General features: G+C 58.4%; 19 protein-coding genes. 8 read left to right on the top strand and 11 right to left on the bottom strand.

Features of this window, described 5'->3' with window-relative positions:
- Positions 1–87: 87 nt before the first annotated feature.
- Positions 88–1899, bottom strand: a complete 1812-nt coding sequence (locus GGD46_RS23135; protein ID WP_184708365.1) for an extracellular solute-binding protein — start codon at positions 1897–1899, stop codon at positions 88–90.
- Between the two features lie 265 nt (positions 1900–2164).
- On the opposite strand from GGD46_RS23135, the gene GGD46_RS23130 reads away from it, so the two are divergent.
- Positions 2165–2824 carry an invasion associated locus B family protein gene (locus GGD46_RS23130; RefSeq protein WP_184708363.1) on the top strand — a complete coding sequence of 220 codons (660 nt, stop codon included), beginning with the start codon at positions 2165–2167 and terminating at the stop codon, positions 2822–2824.
- A 137-nt stretch (positions 2825–2961) separates the two neighbouring features.
- Here the strand turns inward: GGD46_RS23130 and hspQ are convergent, their stop codons facing one another.
- The 3 genes from hspQ to GGD46_RS23115 all read right to left on the bottom strand — a co-directional run bounded on the left by hspQ (position 2962) and on the right by GGD46_RS23115 (position 5316).
- Positions 2962–3291 carry a heat shock protein HspQ gene (gene hspQ / locus GGD46_RS23125; RefSeq protein WP_184708361.1) on the bottom strand — a complete coding sequence of 110 codons (330 nt, stop codon included), beginning with the start codon at positions 3289–3291 and terminating at the stop codon, positions 2962–2964.
- A gap of 216 nt (positions 3292–3507) precedes the next feature.
- Positions 3508–4917: a type I glutamate--ammonia ligase gene (gene glnA / locus GGD46_RS23120; RefSeq protein WP_184708359.1), complete on the bottom strand. Its 1410-nt coding sequence runs from the start codon at positions 4915–4917 to the stop codon at positions 3508–3510.
- A gap of 60 nt (positions 4918–4977) precedes the next feature.
- The gene (locus GGD46_RS23115; RefSeq protein WP_003539626.1) at positions 4978–5316 is read right to left on the bottom strand and encodes a P-II family nitrogen regulator; all 339 of its coding nucleotides are present in this window, start codon (positions 5314–5316) and stop codon (positions 4978–4980) included.
- A 347-nt stretch (positions 5317–5663) separates the two neighbouring features.
- Here GGD46_RS23115 and GGD46_RS23110 point away from each other — a divergent pair, with 347 nt between their 5' ends.
- Positions 5664–7139 carry an NAD(P)H-hydrate dehydratase gene (locus GGD46_RS23110; RefSeq protein WP_184708357.1) on the top strand — a complete coding sequence of 492 codons (1476 nt, stop codon included), beginning with the start codon at positions 5664–5666 and terminating at the stop codon, positions 7137–7139.
- 3 nt (positions 7140–7142) lie between these two features.
- Here the strand turns inward: GGD46_RS23110 and GGD46_RS23105 are convergent, their stop codons facing one another.
- Both GGD46_RS23105 and uvrA read right to left on the bottom strand, forming a co-directional pair.
- Entirely contained in the window at positions 7143–7949 is an 807-nt protein-coding gene (locus GGD46_RS23105; RefSeq protein WP_184708356.1) for a DUF72 domain-containing protein, read from the bottom strand.
- A 44-nt stretch (positions 7950–7993) separates the two neighbouring features.
- Positions 7994–10915: an excinuclease ABC subunit UvrA gene (gene uvrA, locus GGD46_RS23100; protein WP_184708354.1), complete on the bottom strand. Its 2922-nt coding sequence runs from the start codon at positions 10913–10915 to the stop codon at positions 7994–7996.
- A gap of 272 nt (positions 10916–11187) precedes the next feature.
- Here uvrA and GGD46_RS23095 point away from each other — a divergent pair, with 272 nt between their 5' ends.
- Positions 11188–11754 carry a single-stranded DNA-binding protein gene (locus GGD46_RS23095; protein WP_184708577.1) on the top strand — a complete coding sequence of 189 codons (567 nt, stop codon included), beginning with the start codon at positions 11188–11190 and terminating at the stop codon, positions 11752–11754.
- Positions 11755–11812: 58 nt separating this feature from the next.
- Here the strand turns inward: GGD46_RS23095 and GGD46_RS23090 are convergent, their stop codons facing one another.
- Positions 11813–12445: a MarC family protein gene (locus GGD46_RS23090; RefSeq protein ID WP_184708352.1), complete on the bottom strand. Its 633-nt coding sequence runs from the start codon at positions 12443–12445 to the stop codon at positions 11813–11815.
- Between the two features lie 225 nt (positions 12446–12670).
- Here GGD46_RS23090 and gyrA point away from each other — a divergent pair, with 225 nt between their 5' ends.
- Positions 12671–15454, top strand: coding sequence for a DNA gyrase subunit A (gyrA, locus tag GGD46_RS23085; protein ID WP_184708350.1), 2784 nt, complete (start codon positions 12671–12673; stop codon positions 15452–15454).
- 271 nt (positions 15455–15725) lie between these two features.
- Here the strand turns inward: gyrA and GGD46_RS23080 are convergent, their stop codons facing one another.
- The 4 genes from GGD46_RS23080 to GGD46_RS23070 form a co-directional block, all read right to left on the bottom strand.
- Entirely contained in the window at positions 15726–16616 is an 891-nt protein-coding gene (locus tag GGD46_RS23080; protein WP_184708348.1) for an NAD-dependent epimerase/dehydratase family protein, read from the bottom strand.
- A 211-nt stretch (positions 16617–16827) separates the two neighbouring features.
- Complete coding sequence (locus GGD46_RS34285) at positions 16828–16962, bottom strand: hypothetical protein (RefSeq protein ID WP_281414716.1); 135 nt, start codon at positions 16960–16962, stop codon at positions 16828–16830.
- Positions 16963–17001: 39 nt separating this feature from the next.
- On the bottom strand, positions 17002–17160 hold the full coding sequence (locus GGD46_RS23075) for a hypothetical protein (protein ID WP_184708347.1): 159 nt from the start codon (positions 17158–17160) through the stop codon (positions 17002–17004).
- Between the two features lie 90 nt (positions 17161–17250).
- Entirely contained in the window at positions 17251–17475 is a 225-nt protein-coding gene (locus GGD46_RS23070; protein WP_184708344.1) for a hypothetical protein, read from the bottom strand.
- 201 nt (positions 17476–17676) lie between these two features.
- Between GGD46_RS23070 and coaD the strand changes: the two genes are divergently transcribed.
- From coaD to queA, 4 genes are all read left to right on the top strand, one after another.
- Entirely contained in the window at positions 17677–18189 is a 513-nt protein-coding gene (coaD, locus tag GGD46_RS23065; protein WP_184708342.1) for a pantetheine-phosphate adenylyltransferase, read from the top strand.
- 28 nt (positions 18190–18217) lie between these two features.
- Positions 18218–18790, top strand: coding sequence for a peptidylprolyl isomerase (locus GGD46_RS23060; RefSeq protein WP_184708340.1), 573 nt, complete (start codon positions 18218–18220; stop codon positions 18788–18790).
- 76 nt (positions 18791–18866) lie between these two features.
- Positions 18867–19367, top strand: a complete 501-nt coding sequence (locus GGD46_RS23055) for a peptidylprolyl isomerase (RefSeq protein ID WP_184708338.1) — start codon at positions 18867–18869, stop codon at positions 19365–19367.
- A 75-nt stretch (positions 19368–19442) separates the two neighbouring features.
- Positions 19443–20528, top strand: coding sequence for a tRNA preQ1(34) S-adenosylmethionine ribosyltransferase-isomerase QueA (gene queA, locus GGD46_RS23050; protein WP_184708336.1), 1086 nt, complete (start codon positions 19443–19445; stop codon positions 20526–20528).

Raw genomic sequence — 20528 nt, 5'->3', positions numbered from 1 at the left:
TCGATTTCCAGTTTGTCCCCACCATCTAGGCCTTTGCGCCGACGGCTTCAACCGGTTACCGAAAGGGAACCGTTATCGACGCAACGCCTATTTTTGTGCGGACGCGTCCCACCAGGTCGGCAGATAGTAGCCATAGAGCGGCAATGTGTCGGGATGGCCGATGTGGCTTCGGCGCGCCACCCATTGCTGGGCGATGTGATAGAGCGGCACGACATAATAACCCGAGATCAGGAAACGATCGAAAGATCGCACGGCGTCACGGAAGTCGTCGGATGAATGTGCCGTGAGGAAGTGATCGATCAATGTATCGAGATCGGGATCGGCAACGCCGGCGAAATTGTTGTAGCCCGGCGTCTTTGCGGCAACGGAGCCCCAGCGTCCGACCTGCTCGATCCCCGGCGATAGCGACGAGGGGTAGGATTTGATCAGCATGTCGTAGTCGTAGTTGCTCGTCCTCAGCTGATATTGCGAATCATCCACCGTACGGATGGTGACCGCGATGCCGAGCAGCGCCAGGGATCGGCGATAGGGAAACGCCAAACGCTCCTGTTCAGGGTTCTGCGTCAATATCTCGAAGCTGAGCTGCCGGCCGGTCTTGTCGACCATTTTCTCTCCCTGGATCGTGTAGCCGGCTTCCTTCAGCAGCTTCACTGTCTCGCGCAGGATGGAGCGATCGCGGCCCGAACCGTTGCTGACGGGCAGCTTGTAGCTGCCATCAAGCACATCCGGGTCGATACGATCCTTGATAGGGCCGAGCATAGTGAGCTCACGCGCATCTGCAGCAACGCCGAAGGATGACAGGTCGGAATTCTGCCAATAGCTTTGCGTGCGCGTATAGGCGCTGGAAAACAGGCTGCGATTGAGCCATTCGAAGTCGAAAGCGAGCGTCAGCCCCTCCCGAACCTTTTTGTCCGCGAAGATCGGTCGGCGCGTATTGAAGACGAAGCCGAGCATGCCACTTGGTTTTTTCGGCGTGAACGTCTCCTTGACGACCGCTCCCGAATCGACAGCCGGAAAATTGTAGGCCTGCCGCCAGTGACCGGGGCTGCCGTCCGGATAAATATCGATATCGCCTTTCTTGAAGGACTCGAACAGCGCGGTGTCCTGCAGGAAATAATTGACCGCAATCTCGTCGTAATTGTCGAAGCCGATCTTGGAGGGCAGATCCTTGCCCCAATAGTTGGGATCGCTCTCAAAGACGATGCGCAGGCCGGGATCGATGCTTTTCACCCGGTAAGGGCCTGAGCCGACGGGGATGTCGAGCGTGGTGCGCTCGAAACTATCTACATCGATGACATGTTTCGGCAAGATCGGAAACATGGCGACGATTAGTGGTGTTTCGCGATCGGCTTCCTCGTTGAAATGGATCAGCACGCTGTGTTCGCCGACCTTTTCTATTTTGCTGACCGTTTTCAGCGGTTTCGAAAAATTGGGGCGACCCTTGTCACGCAGGAGCTGGAAAGTGAAGATCACATCGTCCGGCGTCACAGGCTGTCCGTCCGACCATTTAGCCTTCGGATTGAGATTGAATTGGATGTAGCTCCGGCTGTCGTCCCACTCGACCGTTTGCGCCAGCAGCCCGTAGAGCGTGAAGGGCTCGTCGCTTGAGCGCACCATGAGAGAATCGTAGACGAGATTGCCGTATTCCGGATCCCACATGCCGCGCGCCGTCGTGCGCATGCTCTTCAGGATGAAGGGATTGAGATTGTCGAACGTGCCGACGACACCATAATTGATGCGGCCGCCCTTTTTGACATCCGGATTGACGTAGGGAAAATGCTTGAAGTCGGCCGGCAGCGCCGGATCTCCGTGCATGGCGATGCTATAAAGCGGCTGTGCCGCGGCGGCATTGCACAATGTTGCGAAGAACAGGAAAACAGCGATCCGGAGCGCTTGCATGGCATCCTTTCCGGTAAGGGGTACGATTCGCCCGAACCTTATCATGAGCGTGCCGAATTCAACACGCGACTGCGGAATTCTTGAGACTCAACAGAAAAGACCAAAGAAAAGCTGGATATCCGTGCCGGTGCGATGTAACAGGGGTGCCGGGTTTCTCGGGTCATGTATTTGCCTTATTCATTCGACAGGTGGACGACGGTTTGACCCGAATTGCATGGGACGGCGCGCTGTCGTCCCGCAGCGGATTTCAGGAGGCGGTTTCGCTATGATGTTCAAGACTGACAACAAAATGCGGGCAGGTCTCTCTGCTCTGGCTCTCATGATCGGCGCGGCTATGCCGGCAGCTGCTTTCGCTCAGGATGCGTCCAACGCAGCTCCTGCCGATGGTGGTGGCGATCCCAACCAGCCGCGTCTCGGCTGGTACAAGACCTGCGCCAAGCAGGACGATGCCGATATCTGCATCGTGCAGAACCTGATCATGGCCAACAATGGCCAGCTGGTAACGGCTGTCGGCCTCATCTCCGTCGATGGCAAGGTCAACCGCAAGATCCTTCAGATTTCCGTCCCGACGGCTCGCCTGATCCCGCCCGGCATCACCATGCAGGTCGATGGCGGCAAGGGCCAGAAGCTCGATTACGCCGTCTGCCTTCCGGACAAGTGCACTGCGGAAATTCCTGTAACCGACGCAATGGTTGCTTCGTTGAAGAAGGGTACGGACGTAACCTTTACCTCGATCAACTTCCGTCGTGCGCCGAACCCGATCAAGATCTCGCTGACCGGCTTTGCCGCAGCTTTCGACGGTCCGGCAATCTCCGACAGCAAGCTTGCTGAAAGCCAGAAGAGCCTGCAGGACAGCATGCAAAAGAAGGCCGAAGAAGCTCGCAAGAAGCTCGAAGACGCTCAGAAGGCCGCCAAGCAGCAGTAAGCCGCTCGGATCAGTCCTATCAAAGAAAAAGCCCGGAGCGATCCGGGCTTTTTCTTTCTGGCCGTTCTGTGAGGGCCGCAAATGAAAAGGGAAGGCGTTGTGCGCCTTCCCTTCAAAATGGCTTGATTCGTTTGCGCTTAGTGGGCGAGGCTCATCTTGGGCTTGAGCTGGCCGGTAGGCGCCTGGTCGAAAATCTGGGCGACCTGAGGGTTGCGGAGCGGAACGCCGCTCTCATCGCTGACCAGGTTCTGTTCCGATACGTAGGCGACATACTCCGTCTCGTCGTTTTCGGCGAGAAGATGGTAGAATGGTTGGTCCTTGCTGGGCCGCACTTCGACCGGGATGGAGTTCCACCATTCTTCTGTATTTGCGAATTCCGGATCGACATCGAAGATGACACCGCGGAAGGGGAAACTCCGGTGTCGAACCACGTCGCCAATATTGAATTTTGCGTTTCGTTGTTTCATGGCACGACTTCCTTTCACTTGATGATGTGGTGCCTTTCCCCACTGAAATCAAGGATTTTACCCGTATTGCTTCATTGAACTGTCACATTCTGTTTGGTTTTTACTCCAAACGTCGAACGGTAATCCATCGGCAAAACTGCCAATTGCGGCATTCCCGCCGACTGCATCTCTACTATAAAGAAAGCCCCGGGCGAGCCGGGGCTTTCGTGTCTCGTATCAGACCGAATAATACATGTCGTATTCGACCGGATGCGGGGTCATTTCATAACGCATGACTTCCTGCATCTTCAGTTCGATGAAGGAATCGATCTGGTCGTCGTCGAAGACGCCGCCGGCGGTCAGGAACTTGCGGTCCTTGTCGAGGCTTTCCAGAGCTTCGCGCAACGAGCCGCAAACGGTCGGGATCTTCTTCAGTTCCTTCGGCGGCAGGTCGTACAGGTCCTTGTCCATGGCCTTGCCAGGATGGATCTTGTTCTTGATGCCGTCGAGGCCGGCCATCAGCATGGCGGCGAAGCCGAGATAGGGGTTGGCGGTCGGGTCAGGGAAGCGGACTTCGACGCGCTTGGCCTTCGGGTTCGAGCCGAACGGAATACGGCAGGAAGCGGAACGGTTGCGAGCGGAGTAGGCGAGCAGAACAGGAGCTTCGTAGCCCGGGACGAGACGCTTGTAGGAGTTCGTCGACGGGTTGGTGAAAGCGTTGATTGCTTTGGCATGCTTGATGATGCCGCCGATGTAGTAGAGGCAGCTTTCGGACAGGCCTGCATATTCGTCGCCAGCGAAGGTCGGCTTGCCGGCCTTCCAGATCGACTGGTGCACGTGCATGCCCGAGCCGTTGTCGCCGAAGATCGGCTTCGGCATGAAGGTTGCCGTCTTGCCGTAGGCATTGGCGACCTGATGCACGACGTACTTGTAGATCTGCATGCCGTCGGCGCTGCGAACCAGCGTGTCGAACTTGATGCCGAGTTCGTGTTGGGCGGCCGCAACTTCGTGGTGATGCTTTTCTACGGTGACGCCCATTTCTGTGAGAACCGTCAGCATTTCCGAACGCATGTCCTGGCAGCTGTCGATCGGCGGAACCGGGAAGTAGCCACCCTTGACGCGCGGACGATGGCCGAGGTTGCCGGTCTCGTAGTCGGTGTCGTCGTTGGACGGCAGTTCGCTGGAATCGAGCTTGAAGCCGGTGTTGTACGGATCGGCCTTATACTTGACGTCGTCGAAGACGAAGAATTCGGCTTCCGGGCCGAAGAAGGCGGTGTCGCCGATGCCGGAGGCCTTCAGATAGGCTTCGGCCTTCTTGGCAGTGCCGCGCGGATCGCGGTTATAGGCTTCGCCGGAGACGGGATCGAGAATGTCGCAGAGGATGACCATGGTGGACTGTGCGAAGAACGGATCCATGTGGACAGTGTCCGGATCGGGCATCAGCACCATGTCGGACTCGTTGATGGCCTTCCAGCCGCCAATCGAGGAGCCATCGAACATGACGCCATCTGCGAACATGTCTTCGTCGACGCAGATCACGTCCATGGTGAGGTGCTGAAGCTTGCCCTTCGGGTCGGTGAAACGCAGGTCAACGAACTTGACGTCGTTGTCCTTGATTTGCTTCAGAATATCGCTTGCGGTCGTCATTAAACTGCTTCCCTTGACTTAGATGACGATTACGAACCTCGGCCGCGAGGGCCGGGCGGGTTAGATGGCGTCGATGCCCGTTTCACCGGTACGGATTCGGATGACTTCCTCCACATTGGAGACGAAAATCTTTCCGTCGCCGATACGGCCTGTTTGCGCGGCCTTGCGAATAGCGTCGATCACCGCCTCCGCATTTTCATCTGCCAGCACGACTTCGACCTTCACCTTCGGCAGGAAGTCGACGACATATTCGGCACCACGGTAAAGCTCCGTGTGGCCCTTTTGACGACCGAAGCCCTTCGCTTCCGTGACGGTGATACCCTGCAGGCCGACTTCCTGAAGGGCTTCCTTCACTTCGTCGAGCTTGAAGGGCTTGATGATCGCTTCGATCTTTTTCATGAGAAAATGTCTCTCCGCTTCTCCTGTTACAGCAGGACTACTCCCCGCTCGACCAACGTATGCACGTATCGTGCCAATTGGGGAACGACCTCCGTAAAAAATCCCGGCGAATTCGCACCGAGACGATGAATTGATGAGGATTTTTCGGAAAAATGGAAGCGATTTCGCGTCGAAATGGGCTGGATAAGTAAAATTTCGCAAAAAAGTGCGGTCTGCGTCATATTCGTGCTTGTACAAGGCTTTGGGCGACTTTGTTCAATCGCTATGCAAATGCATATTTATTGATCAAATACACTGCCGGAATAGCGGTTGTTTTTCAGGCAGATTTCGCATCTATAATGTTTCCCATGATGGTACCGCTCGCCGATCTGCTCCTTTCCCCAGACGACATGACTGCAGTCGATAGGGACGCCGCCGCTTCCTCCATCGACTCCTATGGGCTCATGGAAAGGGCCGGGCAGGCTGTCGCCGCAAGCGCGCTTCGACATTTCCCCGGAGCATTACGGTTTGTTGTTCTCTGTGGGCCGGGCAACAATGGTGGCGACGGCTATGTCACGGCACGTGCATTGCAGCAATCGGGAGCCAGCGTAAAACTCTTCCATCTGGGTGAGTCGATGCGGCTGAAGGGCGACGCGGCGCGCGCCTTTGCCGATTGCCCGGTCAAAGGAGAGGCGATTGCCCAATACGTGCCGCGTGCGGGCGACGTCGTCATCGATGCCATCTTCGGCGCGGGTCTGTCTCGTCCGGTTCCGGCCGAAGTCGAAGCAGTGATCGTGCGTGTCGGCGAGGCGGATATTCCGGTCATCGCCATCGATTTGCCCTCCGGTCTTGATGGGGCAAGCGGCCAGATCCTGGGAGCCGCCTTTCGTGCAAAGCGTACCGTGACTTTCATGGCGCGCAAGCCGGGCCACATCCTGCTGCCCGGCCGCGACCTCTGCGGCGAACTGGAAGTCTTCGACATCGGCATTCCCGCCCGCATCGTCCGCGCCCATGCTGATAACCTGATCGGTGAAAACACGCCGATGCAATGGCAGGCAAAGATACCGTCGGCGGGCGCCGACACGCACAAATACAAGCGCGGTCACCTGGTCGTCTTTTCCGGCGGGCCGAACGCGACGGGTGCGGCGCGCATGTCCGCCATGGCCGGGCTGAAGGCCGGAGCAGGCCTTGTCACCATCGCCTCGCCGCCGGAGGCTATGGCCGTCAATGCCGGCTCGCTCACAGCGATCATGCTGCATGCCGTTGACGATGAGGCGTCGCTGCGGGCGTGGCTTGCCGATCAACGCCTTTCGACCTTCATTCTCGGGCCTGGGTTTGGCGCCGGCGAGAAGGCTTGCCAATTCTGCCTTGCGCTTGCCGACCGTCATCTGGTGCTGGATGCGGATGGCATCACCTCGTTTCGCGATGAGCCGCAACGGCTTTTCGATGCCTTCGCCGCGGGGCCGACGCGATTGGTTCTGACGCCGCATGAGGGCGAGTTCGGGAGACTTTTTCCCGATATCGCCGCCGATGCCAGCTTGAACAAGGTCGACAAGGCGAGGGCAGCTGCGGCTCGCGCCCATGCCGCCATCATCTATAAGGGCGCCGATAGCGTCATTGCCGCGCCGGACGGACGCGCGCTGATCAATGCCAACGCACCGCCTTGGCTTGCCACAGCCGGCTCCGGCGACGTTCTGGCCGGCATTGTCGGCGGTCTTATGACGCAAGGGGCGCCGGCATTTGAAGCCGCCGCCGCTGGCGTGTGGCTGCATGGGCTCGCTGGCCAGCATGCCGGCAAAGGGCTGACGGCAGAAGATCTCGTCGCCAGCGTCAAGCCGCTTTAGTCGTTACTTTGCGACCTCTTGCTGCAATGCAATCGCACCTGGAGGTGCGTTTACTTTGCCCTCATGGATCATGAAGGCAAAGACATCGCGAGGCTCTGCCTTGACCTTGCGCGAGGCATCGATCAACGGCAGATCGTCCGGCACCTTACCGCCGGCCCATGTTCTCAGGCGATCGGCCCAGGCCTTCAGGTCCTTCTCCGGATAGCAGGTCTTGATGTCGTCCGAGCCCTTCTGAAGGCGGGCATAGACGAAATCGGCGGTGACATCCGCGATCATCGGATACTCGAAATGCTCGGCGCAGACTGGCGCGACATTGTATTTCTCGAGTAGCGCGATGAACTCCGGCACCTTGAAGGAATCGTGGCGGACCTCGACGACATGCTTCAGCGCGAGGCCATCCTGTTTGGCCGGCAAGAGCTTCAGGAAAGCCTCGAAATCATCCGGGTCGAATTTCTTCGTCGGCGCGAACTGCCAGAGCAGCGGACCGAGATGATCTCCAAGCTCACTGATGCCGGATTCCAGAAACTTCTGCATCGATTCACCGGCTTCGGACAGAACCCGGCGATTGGTGACGAAGCGTGTCGCCTTCAGCGAGAAGATAAACCCGTCAGGAACGTCGGCAGCCCACTTTGCGAAGACTTCCGGCTTCTGCGTACTGTAATAGGTGCCATTGACCTCGATTACCCTCAGCTGACGGCTGGCGTAATTGAGTTCGTCCTTCTGCTTCAGCGTATCGGGATAGAAGGTCCCGCGCCAAGGCTCAAAAGTCCAGCCGCCAATGCCTGTGCGGATTTCGCCCGCTTTCGTCATTCTCTCCTCCATGCTCTCCTCCATGGACGTTTATCGGGTGAAATTCACTCCGCCGCAGCAACCTTCTTCATCGGCCGGCGCTCCAGCAGCTCCTTCAGGAATTGCCCCGTGTAAGAGCGCTTCTCCTTGACGATGGTCTCCGGCGTTCCGACAGCAACGATCTCGCCGCCGCCGTCACCACCCTCCGGACCGAAATCGAGGATCCAGTCGGCCGTCTTGATGACTTCGAGATTGTGCTCGATGACCACGACCGAATTGCCCTGATTGACCAGCTCGTGCAGCATTTCCAGAAGCTTGGCGACATCGTGGAAGTGCAGGCCGGTGGTCGGTTCGTCGAGAATGTAAAGCGTGCGGCCCGTCGATCGCTTCGACAGTTCCTTGGCTAGCTTGACGCGCTGCGCCTCGCCACCCGAAAGCGTGTTGGCCTGCTGTCCCACCTTGATATAGCCGAGGCCGACATCCTTCAGGCTCTGCAGCTTGTCGCGCACGGCGGGAACTGCCGCAAAGAAATCGACGCCTTCCTCGACGGTCATGTCGAGTACGTCGGCGATCGACTTGGTCTTGAAGGTGACGTCGAGCGTTTCGCGATTGTAGCGTTTGCCATGGCAGACGTCGCAGGTGACGTAGACGTCTGGCAGGAAGTGCATCTCGATCTTGATGACGCCGTCGCCCTGGCACGCTTCGCAGCGACCGCCCTTGACGTTGAAGGAGAAGCGGCCGGGCTGATAGCCGCGGGCCTTGGCTTCCGGTAGTCCGGCAAACCAGTCGCGGATCGGTGTGAAGGCGCCGGTATAGGTCGCCGGGTTCGAGCGCGGCGTGCGGCCGATCGGCGACTGATCGATATCGATCACCTTGTCGATATGCTCGAAACCGTCGATGCGGTCGTGATCGGCAGGGATTTCTCGCGCCCCCATGACACGGCGCGCGGCCGACTTGTAAAGCGTCTCGATCAGAAAGGTCGACTTGCCGCCACCGGACACGCCGGTCACCGCAGTGAAGACGCCGAGCGGAATAGAGGCTGTGACATTCTTGAGGTTGTTGCCTCTTGCGCCGACCACCTTGATTTCCTTCCCCTTCTTCGGCTTGCGCCGTTCTTCGGGAACGGGCACGCCAAGCTCGCCGGAGAGGTATTTACCGGTCAGTGACTTCGGGTTGGCCATGATGTCATTCGGCGTGCCATGCGCCACCACCTGGCCGCCATGCACGCCCGCCGCCGGGCCGATATCGACAACGTCGTCTGCCGTCAGGATCGCATCCTCATCATGCTCGACGACGATAACGGTGTTGCCGATGTCCCGCAGGTGCTTCAGCGTTTCCAGCAGGCGGGCGTTGTCGCGCTGATGCAGGCCGATCGACGGCTCGTCGAGCACGTAGAGAACGCCCGTCAGGCCCGAGCCGATCTGCGACGCCAGCCGGATGCGTTGGCTCTCGCCGCCCGAAAGCGTGCCGGAATTGCGCGATAGGCTCAGATATTCGAGGCCGACATCGTTGAGGAAGCGCAGGCGATCGCGGATTTCCTTGAGAATGCGCACCGCGATTTCGTTCTGCTTGTCGGTGAAAGTGGCCGGCAGCGCCTCGAACCAGTCGCGAGCGACGCGGATGGACATCTCCGCCACCTGGCTGATGTGCAGCTTGTCGATCTTGACCGCCAAGGCCTCTGGCTTGAGGCGGTAGCCGTTACAGGCCGGGCACGGTGCTGCCGACATGAAGCGCTCGATTTCCTCGCGTGCCCAGGCGGAATCCGTTTCCTTCCAGCGGCGTTCGAGGTTCGGCACGATGCCTTCAAAATTCTTGTGCGTCGTGTAGGAGCGCGCACCATCGGCATAGTGGAACTCGATCTTCTCTTCCGTGCCGTTCAGGATGACGTCCTGAGCCTTTTCCGACAGCTCGTTCCAGCGGCTGCCGAGCTTGAAGCCGTAATGCTTGCCGAGGGCTTCGAGCGTCTGGTTGTAGTAGGGGGAGCTGGATTTGGCCCAGGGAGCAATTGCGCCGTCACGCAGCGTCCGCTCCGGTTCCGGCACAATCAGGTCCCTATCGATCTTCTGCTGCGAGCCGAGGCCGTCGCAGGAAGGGCAGGCGCCGAAGGGGTTGTTGAACGAGAACAGGCGAGGCTCGATTTCCGGGATGGTAAAGCCGGAAACAGGGCAGGCGAACTTCTCCGAGAACAAGACGCGCTCGTGCGTTTCGTTCAGCGACTTGTTGGCGGAGCCGCCGGCGGCCGTTTCCTCCGGTGGCAGCGGCTTGTCGGCGAATTCGGCAACGGCAAGGCCGTCGGCAAGACGCAGCGACGTTTCGAAGCTATCGGCCAGGCGGGCGGCCATATCCGGCCGCACGACGATACGGTCGACCACGACATCGATGTCATGCTTGTATTTTTTGTCGAGCGCCGGCACATCGGCGATCTCATAAAACTGCCCGTCGACCTTGACGCGCTGGAAGCCCTTTTTCATGAGCTCCGCCAGTTCCTTCTTGTATTCGCCCTTGCGGCCGCGCACGAGTGGCGCCAGAATATAAAGCCTGGTGCCTTCCTCGTAAGCGAGAACGCGATCGACCATCTGGCTGACAGTCTGGCTCTCTATCGGCAGGCCGGTAACCGGCGAATAGGGGACACCGACGCGTGCGAACAGCAGGCGCATATAGTCGTAGATTTCGGTGACCGTGCCGACCGTCGAGCGAGGATTGCGCGATGTCGTCTTCTGCTCGATCGAAATGGCGGGCGAGAGGCCGTCGATCTGGTCGACATCCGGCTTCTGCATCATTTCAAGGAATTGGCGTGCATAGGCCGAAAGGCTTTCGACATAGCGACGCTGCCCTTCGGCATAAATGGTATCGAAGGCAAGCGAAGACTTGCCTGAACCGGAAAGGCCGGTCATGACAATCAGCTTGTTGCGCGGCAGGTCGAGATCGATGCCCTTGAGATTGTGCTCGCGCGCACCACGTATGGAAATAGTCTTCAGTTCGCTCATCTTCGTCTGCAGGTCCCTTGGAGTCTGCCTTTATTTAGTGATGTCAGCCTGCAAGTCGAGGCTGAAATGAAAGGTTGGAGCCGGGTTTTCGATTCCGTTGACATGATCATAAAGACAAATTAGAACAAAGAAAGAACAAAAATGCCCTTAGACATTTCTTTGTGGATGAAGATGTCTCTGGCGGTGCTGGAATAGCACCTGATGACGGCAATGGTCTAAGGTGTGTCGATGAAATTTAGGGGCCGTCGATGGGCGGCAAACAGGGTGATGTCATGGCCGGTAGTGTGAACAAGGTAATTCTGATTGGAAATCTCGGGGCGGACCCGGAAATCCGCCGCACGCAGGACGGCCGCCCGATTGCCAATCTGAACATCGCCACGTCCGAAACCTGGCGCGACCGCAATTCCGGAGAGCGCAAGGAAAAGACGGAATGGCACCGCGTGGTTATCTTCAATGAAGGCCTCTGCAAGGTCGCAGAGCAATATTTGAAGAAGGGCGCCAAGGTCTATATCGAAGGCGCGCTGCAGACCCGCAAATGGCAGGATCAGAACGGCCAGGACAAGTATTCGACCGAAATCGTGCTGCAGGGCTTCAATTCGACCCTCACCATGCTGGATGGCCGTGGAGAAGGCGGCGGTTCGGACGGCGGTGGCCGCGGTGGCCGCGGCGGCGGTGATTTTGGCGGCGGCTATGGTGGCGGCGACTACGGTGGTGACGATTACGGCCAATCATCCTCGCAGGGCTCTTCCCGTGGCGGCGGTGGCAACCGCGGTGGTGGCAGCCAATCCGGCGGCGGCGGCAATTTCTCGCGCGATCTGGACGACGACATCCCGTTCTGAGATGTCGCAGCGTGCAGTTTGCCTTTGAAAGAAAGTCTGCCTCAACGGCAGGCTTTTTTCATGAAAGAGCCAGCGCGGCCTTGGCACCGTCAACGACGAATTGTGCGGCAAGCGCGGCGAGAATGACGCCGAGCAAGCGGGTCAGGATAGCGCGGCCCGTGGCGCCGAGCATGCGGTCGAGCCTGTCGGAAATGGCAAGCGCTGCAAAAACGAGGGCGAGATTGACGGCGATGACGGCGATCAATTGTGCCCGGTCGAGTGTGGTCTGTAGCGAACCCGCCAGCAGGATCGTTGCCGAGATCGCACCGGGACCGGCGATCAAGGGCAGGGCAAGCGGAAATACCGCGATATTGCGGATATGATCCTTTGTGATCGCGACTTCTGTTGTCTTTTCTTTCCGGTCCTGTCGGCGCTCGAACACCATCTCGAAAGCGATCCAGAACAGCAGCAGACCGCCGGCAATGCGAAAGGCGCCGATCGATATTCCGAGGACGCCGAGGATGCTCGCGCCGAACAGGGCAAAGGCCGCCAGAATGAAAAAGGCGATCAGCGAGCCGCGCAGCGCGACCTGCTTGCGCTCGGAGCGATTCATGCCAGCCGTCAGGCCGATGAATAGCGGCGCTAGCCCTGGCGGATCGACGGTTACAAGCAGAGTCGTAAAAGCATTGATCAGCGTATCCGAACTTGCCATATGTTCCCCGGGGACTGTTCTTTGGTTGTTGTCGACCATTGTTATGCGAGGAATATGCTTTCGAAAAGCGTAATGCATCGCTATCGGCGGGTTGCGCCACGGAAATGTTCGATTTCATGGCTTAAAGAGGCAAAAGCCTGTTCAAAAACCTCGCCCCAAATTGGCGCTTGCCGGGCCTTTCGGCTATAAATTTCGCAGTGATTCTAAAAGAGATCGTGATCTGTTTTGACTGAGCAAACACCACCCGGCGGCGGGAAGCTCCCGCCAGGCATCGAGCCGATTTCCATCATGGAGGAAATGCAGCGGTCGTACCTCGATTACGCCATGAGCGTGATCGTCAGCCGCGCGCTTCCCGATGTCCGCGATGGTCTCAAGCCCGTTCATCGGCGCATCCTCTACGCCTCGCATGAGAGCGGCTATCACTGGAACCGCAAATATGTGAAGTCGGCTCGTCCGGTCGCCGACGTCATGGGTAAATACCATCCGCACGGCGATGCTTCGATCTATGACGCCTTGGTCCGCATGGCGCAGGACTGGTCGATGCGCGTGCCGCTCATCGACGGACAGGGCAATTTCGGCTCGATCGACGGCGACCCGCCGGCGGCGATGCGTTACACGGAATCGCGCCTGACGAAGGTTGCTCACGAGCTTATCGAGGACATCGACAAGGAAACCGTCGATTTCCAGGAAAACTACGACGCGACTTCGGAAGAGCCAAAAGTTCTGCCGGCCCGGTTCCCCAACCTGCTCGTCAACGGCTCGGGCGGCATCGCCGTCGGCATGGCGACGAATATTCCGCCGCACAACCTGATGGAAGTGGTGGACGGCTGCATCGCGCTGATCGACAATCCGGCAATCGAGCTGCCTGAGATAATGCAGATCATTCCCGGTCCAGATTTTCCGACGGGCGCCAAAATCCTCGGTCGCGCCGGCATCCGTTCCGCCTATGAGACCGGGCGCGGCTCCGTCGTCATGCGCGGCGTTGCGACCATCGAGCCGATGCGCGGTGATCGCGAGCAGATCATCATCACCGAAATTCCGTTCCAAGTGAACAAGGCATCGATGATCGAGAAGATGGCCGAACTGGTGCGCGAGAAGCGCATCGAGGGCATCTCCGATCTGCGCGACGAATCCGACCGTCAGGGCTATCGCGTCGTTGTCGAGTTGAAGCGCGATGCCAATGCCGATGTCATCCTGAACCAGCTCTACCGCTACACGCCGCTGCAGACCTCCTTCGGCTGCAACATGGTCGCGCTGAACGGCGGCAAGCCGGAGTTGATGAACCTGCTCGATATGCTGCGCGCTTTCGTTGCCTTCCGTGAGGAAGTCATCAGCCGTCGCACGAAATACCTGCTGCGTAAGGCACGCGATCGCGCCCACGTCTTGGTCGGTCTGGCGATCGCTGTCGCCAATATCGACGAGGTCATCCGCGTCATTCGTCAGGCGCCGGATCCGCAATCGGCTCGCGAAGAGCTGATGACGCGCCGCTGGAACGCGGCTGACGTCGAGTCGCTTATCCGGCTAATTGATGACCCGCGTCACCGCATTAACGAAGACGGCACCTACAACCTCTCGGAAGAGCAGGCGCGCGCCATCCTCGAACTGCGTCTGGCTCGCCTGACTGCTCTGGGTCGAGACGAAATCGACGAAGAGCTCAATCAGATCGGCGCAGAGATCAAGGACTACCTCGATATTCTGTCTTCGCGCCTGCGCATTCAAGCCATTGTAAAAGAAGAGCTTTCTGCTGTTCGTGATGAGTTCGGAACGCCGCGTCGCACCGAGATCGTCGATGGCGGCCTCGAGATGGACGACGAGGATCTGATCGCTCGCGAAGACATGGTCGTTACCGTTTCGCACCTTGGCTACATCAAGCGCGTGCCGCTGACGACCTATCGCGCACAGCGCCGTGGCGGCAAGGGTCGCTCAGGCATGACGACGCGCGACGAAGATTTCGTTACCCGGCTATTTGTTCTCAATACGCATACGCCGGTTCTGTTCTTCTCGTCGCATGGTATCGTCTACAAGGAGAAGGTCTGGCGTCTGCCGATCGGCACCCCGACCTCCCGCGGCAAGGCACTGATCAACATGCTGCCGCTGGAGCCAGGCGAGCGCATTACGACGATCATGCCGCTGCCAGAGGACGAGGACAGCTGGGACAACCTAGACGTCATGTTCACGACGACGCGGGGCACGGTACGCCGCAACAAGCTGTCGGATTTCGTGCAGGTGAACCGCAACGGCAAGATCGCCATGAAGCTCGAGGAGGAGGGTGACGAAATCCTCTCCGTCGAGACCTGCACCGAGCATGACGACGTGCTGATGACCACGGCGCTCGGCCAGTGCATCCGCTTCTCGGTGTCCGACGTCCGCGTCTTTGCCGGGCGCAATTCCATCGGCGTGCGCGGCATCAGCCTCGCCTCCGGCGACCGCATCATTTCGATGACGATCGTTCGTCACGTGGATGCAGAGCCCTGGGAACGCGCTGCCTACCTCAAGCGCTCCGTCACGGAACGCCGTTCCGCGACCGGCGAAGATGAAGAAATCGCGCTGGTCGGCGAGGAAGTCACCGAAGAGGGACAGCTGAACGACGAGCGTTATGAAGAACTGAAGGCGTTGGAGCAATTCATTCTGACAGTGTCGGAAAAGGGCTTCGGCAAGCGTTCATCTTCCTACGATTTCCGCATCTCCGGTCGTGGCGGCAAGGGTATTCGTGCCACCGATACGTCGAAGACGGGTGAGATCGGCGAACTCGTCGCTGCCTTCCCGGTCGAGGATGCCGATCAGATCATGCTCGTTTCCGATGGTGGTCAGCTGATCCGCGTTCCCGTGGGCGATATCCGCATCGCCAGCCGCGCCACCAAGGGCGTCACCATCTTCTCGACCGCGAAGGACGAGAAGGTCGTATCTGTCGAGCGTATCAGCGAGCCGGAAAGCGAAGACGATACCGGCGGCGAGGAAGAGGCCGTCGGCGGTGAAGCCGGCGAGGCTGAAGGCTCCAGCGAGGAATAGGATCGCAAAGTCATATGAGATGAGGCGATGGCGGGAGGAAGACCCGCCATTTGCTTGAAATGAAGCTGCTACAATCGCAGAAGCTCGCTTTAAAAGGCGGTCTTCTGCGATTTCTTTTCGAGCACTCGCCAATCTCTCGATCGGCGGATCTCAAGGATTGCCGTCGGCTCTAAAACCTTTCCGCTTTTCTTTGAAACGCGAAAACGCTCTATCCCTCTATTGTCACGCAATTCCGGACGGAGAACCGTTGCGCACTTTTCCTCGAATTGTTCTATTCCGGTCGGTTGCTGCTCGCCGAAAAGGCCGGCAGAACTTCGAGACTGCCTCTGTCCAGTTGCGCCAGCACCTCGTCATAGCCAAAGCGGGATTGCCACCCAAGGACGTCGCCTGCGGAAGCAGAGGCATAGATACGGTCGATCACTGTAGGCAGTGGCCAGTTTCGTCGGCCGAATTCGGCGGCAAGTGCAGGGGCACGCAATCTGATGACGGAGGCCGCGTCCGTCGCAAGGATTTTGCAATCCTCCGGTTTGAACGGCGTGCGGGCCGAAACGATGTGCCGCTGAAAGTGATTGCCGTTGTTCGTCAGCGCCGCCTTATGGGCTTCAGCAACATCGCGAATGTCGATGCCACGGTGCAGGCGATAGGTTGCCGTCACATTAGCTGGTTCGGGGAAGCTGCGAGACATGCGTAAAACGCGTATCTGTAATTCGGCGCTGGCAAAGGTCTCCAGGAGGCGCTCGGCTTCCAGCTTCGTGCGATGGTAGATGCTCTTCGGCTGCGGTTCTGTCTGTTCGTCGATCCATGTGCATCCGCCTTGGATCACTGCATGGCCGTAGAGCGCGGTGGTGCTGGTGAACACGAACCTCCTGATGCCGGCAACAACCGTGGCCTCAGCCAGAAGCCGCGTTCCCTCGACATTCACGCGCTGAAATTCCTCGTCGGAGATCACGCCGACATGGGGCGCATGCAGTGCGGCGCAATGAACGATCGCATCCGCGCCCTTCAGGGCCTCGGGCAAGATCGATCCGTCGGTGAAATCTCCGAGCAGATGCGTTGTTGAGAAGGGCGAGCGATCGATCCCGATAACTGCATGGCTTGCTGCCAGAGCATTGAAGATGGAGCGGCCGAGCCGGCCAGAGCTGCCTGTGAGAACGACGCGCATGTTGCTCCTCGGCGAGTGTGGGCACCTACGCCGCGGTCACGGCGCCTGCTTCGCTTTACCTCGCAAAATCAGGCTCTTGCGGCAACCCCAATATTTTGAAGGCGCGCATCGATGGAGGCAGGCATTCGCCAAACGAAAAACCGGACGCTTGTGGCGTCCGGCTTCAGTTTAGCCAAGCACTTGGGGAGGAGTGTAATCGACGTCTGAAAAATCAGAACGTCTTGTGATGCTTATGCAGCCGCTTGTTCTCTTCGCTCTCGCGATGGAGCGCCGAGATCGTGGATGCAACCGAGACGACAAACATGATGCTGATGAAAAGCGTAAGCACCGTCAAAATCGTGAACATGATCGCTCCCTCCTTTAGTGGGATTAGCGTTCAGATCCCTTAGTATTGGCTCGTGGCGACGAAGTTGCGAGCCGAAGCAAAGGGACCATAGACCTTCGACTGGTCTGGCTTGTGATCGTAGAGCGCGATGGTGGCCGCAAGCATTCCCGTAATCATGGTCATCCAAACGGCATTAATCATGGTGATCTTGTGGGACATGCTCATCTTCCTTCTTGCCGCTCTGTGCAATCTGATTTCGAACTTTAAACGCAGCGGTTTGCAAATGGTTCCGCCGATGTTGAGGGGTATCTAGCAATGCGCTCCTGAAGCGACCTTGAATGCCTTGTTCATCTGGCGTTCAGATTCGCGATGCGCCTTGCGCATGGCAATGATGATTTTTTGAGCAGAATCGATGTTTTTCGCCGCTTCTGTAGGCGAGACCCATTCGATCTCATATTTTTCGGCGAAAAGCTGAACGAGGTATTCGACGAAAAATGAACAGACGATCGCGCCTGAAATAATGAACACCAACATGACGTGACATTCCTTGAACCTGGAGCGACGAACCGTTGAAGCAGGTCCGTCTCGATGTTGGCGCCAATAAAGCATTGTCGATCTGAAACAGGCTTGAACATTGCATTCATATAGGGTTCAGCGATGCGCTGCGGGTTGCAAATGACTTGCGATGCGGCCCCATCCGTGACAAAAGGCGTCGAAACAACGAGCCGGCTTGGTATGACGACAGCCTTTTATCCCGGATCCTTCGACCCGATGACCAACGGACATTTGGATGTCCTCGTGCAGGCGCTGAATGTCGCCTCGAAGGTCATCGTCGCCATTGGCATTCATCCGGGCAAGAAGCCGCTTTTTTCCTTCGAAGAGCGGGCGGAGCTTATCCGCAGATCGCTTTCGGATGCCTTGCCGCAGAAGGTTGGCGATATTTCCGTCGTTGCCTTCGACAATCTGGTCGTCGACGCTGCCCGGGCCCATGGTGCCACCTTGCTGGTGCGCGGCCTGCGCGACGGCACGGATCTCGACTATGAGATGCAGATGGCGGGCATGAACAGGCAGATGGCGCCCGACATCCAGACGTTGTTTCTGCCCGCCGGCACGGCTTCCCGGCCTATAACCGCCACATTGGTGCGGCAGATCGCGTCCATGGGCGGCAATGTCAGCGCCTTCGTCCCGCCGGCGGTTCTGGAAGCGTTGACGAGCAAACTCAAAGATACGACCAGCACAAAAAGCTGAGCCCAATTCATTTCTGAACGGAGCATCCATGAAACTCTTTCATATCGCAATGGCAGGCGCTTTGAGCCTTGCCGCCTTCGCAGGTAGCGCAATCTCGGCTGCGGCCGCCGATCTTCTGACGATTCAGCTCAAGGACGGCCCGGTCGTCATTCAGCTGATGCCGGAAGTCGCTCCGAAGCACGTCGCGCAGATCGAAGCCCTGGCGAAGAAGGGTGCCTACGACAACGTCGTGTTCCATCGCGTTATCGACGGCTTCATGGCTCAGACCGGCGATGTTCAGTACGGCAACAGCACTAAGGGCTATGACGCGAACAAGGCAGGCACCGGCGGTTCCGATCTGCCGAATCTTCCGGCCGAGTTTTCCAAAACTCCGTTTACCCGCGGCACCGTCGGCATGGCGCGCGCCCAGGATCCGAACTCTGCCAATTCGCAGTTCTTCATCATGTTTGCCAATGGCGATTTCCTGAACGGCCAGTACACGGTCGTCGGCAAGGTTGTCTCGGGCATGGAACTCGTCGACAAGATCAAGCGCGGCCAGGGCCAGAACGGCGAAGTGAGCAATCCTGACAAGATGCTCAAAGTCACTGTCAGCAAGAAGTAATTTCAAGGACTTGATCCTGAAGGCACGATGGTCTTCACGGTCATTTGCAATCAAGAAGAGAGAAGAGGAAACGAACATGGCTGAGATCAAGGATCCAGAAAACACCCTCATCCTGGAAACCACCAAGGGCCAGGTTGTCATTCAGCTTCTGCCGCAGGTCGCTCCTGAGCATGTCGCCCGCATCAAGGAACTTGCGCGCGAAAAGGCCTATGACAACGTTGTTTTCCATCGCGTCATCGATGGCTTCATGGCTCAGACCGGCGACGTCGAACATGGTAAGGCCGGCGGCAACACCGCCCGCGCCGGCACCGGCGGTTCGTCCAAGCCGGACCTGAAGGCTGAATTCTCGGCAACCCCGCACGTTCGCGGCACCTGCTCGATGGCACGTTCGCAGAACCCGAACTCGGCCAACTCGCAGTTCTTCATCTGCTTCACCGACGCACCTTGGCTGAACAAGCAGTACTCCGTTTGGGGCCAGGTCATCTCCGGTATGGAGAATGTCGACAAGATCAAGCGCGGCGAGCCGGTGAAGGATCCGGATTCGATCGTATCCGCACGGGTTGCTGCCGACGTCTGATCGTGATTATTCCTGAAACCCGCCTCTTGCGCCTTTGGCGTGAGGGGCGGGTTTCGCTTTGCCTGGATGAACTAAATGCGTGTTGACCTTTTCGATTTCGATCTACCGGACGAGCGGATAGCGCTGAGGCCTGCCGAGCCGCGCGACAGTGCGCGTCTGCTCGTCGTCGATCCGAACAACGACGCGAACACGCTGAGTGACCACCGGATAAGCGATCTGCCGTCCTTCCTGCAACCCGGCGATGCCGTGGTCTTCAACGATACCAAGGTGATACCGGCACAATTGGAAGGCACTCGCCATCGCGAGGGCGCGCCCGGTCAACAGGTTTCCGCCACCTTGCATATGCGCGCTGCGCCCGATCGTTGGAAAGCTTTCGCCAAGCCGGGCAAGCGCATCAAGATCGGCGATCGCATTCAGTTCGGCCACGGCGAGAATGTCTGTGCGCTAGGAACGCTCGACGCGACTGTTGAGGAGAAGGGCGAGGGCGGTGAGATCACCCTGCGCTTCGATCTTTCCGGCCCGGCGCTGGATGAGGCGATTGCCGCAGTCGGCCATATCCCTCTTCCGCCCTATATTGCCGCCAAGCGTCCCGAAGACGATCGTGACCGCGCCGATTATCAGACGATCTACGCGCGTGAAGAAGGAGCGGTCGCAGCACCCACCGCCGGCCTGCATTTCACATCGTCTTTGTTTGCCGCACTCGATGCCATGCATATCGAGCGACATTTTGTGACGCTGCATGTCGGCGCCGGCACATTTTTGCCGGTCAAGGCTGACGATACCGACGACCACAAGATGCATTTCGAAATCGGCTATGTCGATGCTGCGACTGCCGCCAAGCTGAACGCCGTCAAGGCGAGGGGCGGGCGCATCGTCTGCGTCGGCACGACGTCGCTGAGATTGATCGAGAGTGCTACGGCTGAAGACGGCACCATCCAGCCTTGGCAGGGTGCAACGGGTATTTTCATTACGCCCGGCTACCGCTTCAAGGCCGTCGACATACTGATGACCAATTTCCACCTGCCGCGCTCGACCCTATTCATGCTCGTATCGGCCTTTGCCGGCCTCGATACGATGCGTGCGGCGTACACCCATGCTATCGAGACGGGCTATCGCTTCTATTCCTATGGCGATGGCAGCCTGCTCCACCGGAAAGACTAG

Origin of the sequence: Martinezella lusitana, assembly GCF_014207095.1 — a bacterium.
In the GTDB taxonomy this organism is placed as follows: domain Bacteria; phylum Pseudomonadota; class Alphaproteobacteria; order Rhizobiales; family Rhizobiaceae; genus Rhizobium; species Rhizobium lusitanum_B.
The sequence above is the reverse complement of the archived record's forward strand: the minus strand, read 5'-3'. Positions and strand labels throughout refer to the sequence as shown.

What these genes read in the sequence shown, in the direction of transcription:
- GGD46_RS23130 (WP_184708363.1), top strand. Translation starts at nt 2,165, where the DNA reads ATGATGTTCAAGACTGACAACAAAATGCGGGCAGGTCTCTCTGCTCTG.
- GGD46_RS34285 (WP_281414716.1), bottom strand. Translation starts at nt 16,962, where the DNA reads ATGTTCACGATTTTGACGGTGCTTACGCTTTTCATCAGCATCATGTTT.
- queA (WP_184708336.1), top strand. Translation starts at nt 19,443, where the DNA reads ATGCGTGTTGACCTTTTCGATTTCGATCTACCGGACGAGCGGATAGCG.
- hspQ (WP_184708361.1), bottom strand. Translation starts at nt 3,291, where the DNA reads ATGAAACAACGAAACGCAAAATTCAATATTGGCGACGTGGTTCGACAC.
- GGD46_RS23110 (WP_184708357.1), top strand. Translation starts at nt 5,664, where the DNA reads ATGATGGTACCGCTCGCCGATCTGCTCCTTTCCCCAGACGACATGACT.
- GGD46_RS23115 (WP_003539626.1), bottom strand. Translation starts at nt 5,316, where the DNA reads ATGAAAAAGATCGAAGCGATCATCAAGCCCTTCAAGCTCGACGAAGTG.
- GGD46_RS23055 (WP_184708338.1), top strand. Translation starts at nt 18,867, where the DNA reads ATGGCTGAGATCAAGGATCCAGAAAACACCCTCATCCTGGAAACCACC.
- GGD46_RS23135 (WP_184708365.1), bottom strand. Translation starts at nt 1,899, where the DNA reads ATGCAAGCGCTCCGGATCGCTGTTTTCCTGTTCTTCGCAACATTGTGC.
- GGD46_RS23060 (WP_184708340.1), top strand. Translation starts at nt 18,218, where the DNA reads ATGAAACTCTTTCATATCGCAATGGCAGGCGCTTTGAGCCTTGCCGCC.
- coaD (WP_184708342.1), top strand. Translation starts at nt 17,677, where the DNA reads ATGACGACAGCCTTTTATCCCGGATCCTTCGACCCGATGACCAACGGA.
- GGD46_RS23105 (WP_184708356.1), bottom strand. Translation starts at nt 7,949, where the DNA reads ATGACGAAAGCGGGCGAAATCCGCACAGGCATTGGCGGCTGGACTTTT.
- GGD46_RS23075 (WP_184708347.1), bottom strand. Translation starts at nt 17,160, where the DNA reads ATGTCCCACAAGATCACCATGATTAATGCCGTTTGGATGACCATGATT.
- GGD46_RS23070 (WP_184708344.1), bottom strand. Translation starts at nt 17,475, where the DNA reads ATGTTGGTGTTCATTATTTCAGGCGCGATCGTCTGTTCATTTTTCGTC.
- uvrA (WP_184708354.1), bottom strand. Translation starts at nt 10,915, where the DNA reads ATGAGCGAACTGAAGACTATTTCCATACGTGGTGCGCGCGAGCACAAT.
- GGD46_RS23095 (WP_184708577.1), top strand. Translation starts at nt 11,188, where the DNA reads ATGGCCGGTAGTGTGAACAAGGTAATTCTGATTGGAAATCTCGGGGCG.
- GGD46_RS23090 (WP_184708352.1), bottom strand. Translation starts at nt 12,445, where the DNA reads ATGGCAAGTTCGGATACGCTGATCAATGCTTTTACGACTCTGCTTGTA.
- GGD46_RS23080 (WP_184708348.1), bottom strand. Translation starts at nt 16,616, where the DNA reads ATGCGCGTCGTTCTCACAGGCAGCTCTGGCCGGCTCGGCCGCTCCATC.
- glnA (WP_184708359.1), bottom strand. Translation starts at nt 4,917, where the DNA reads ATGACGACCGCAAGCGATATTCTGAAGCAAATCAAGGACAACGACGTC.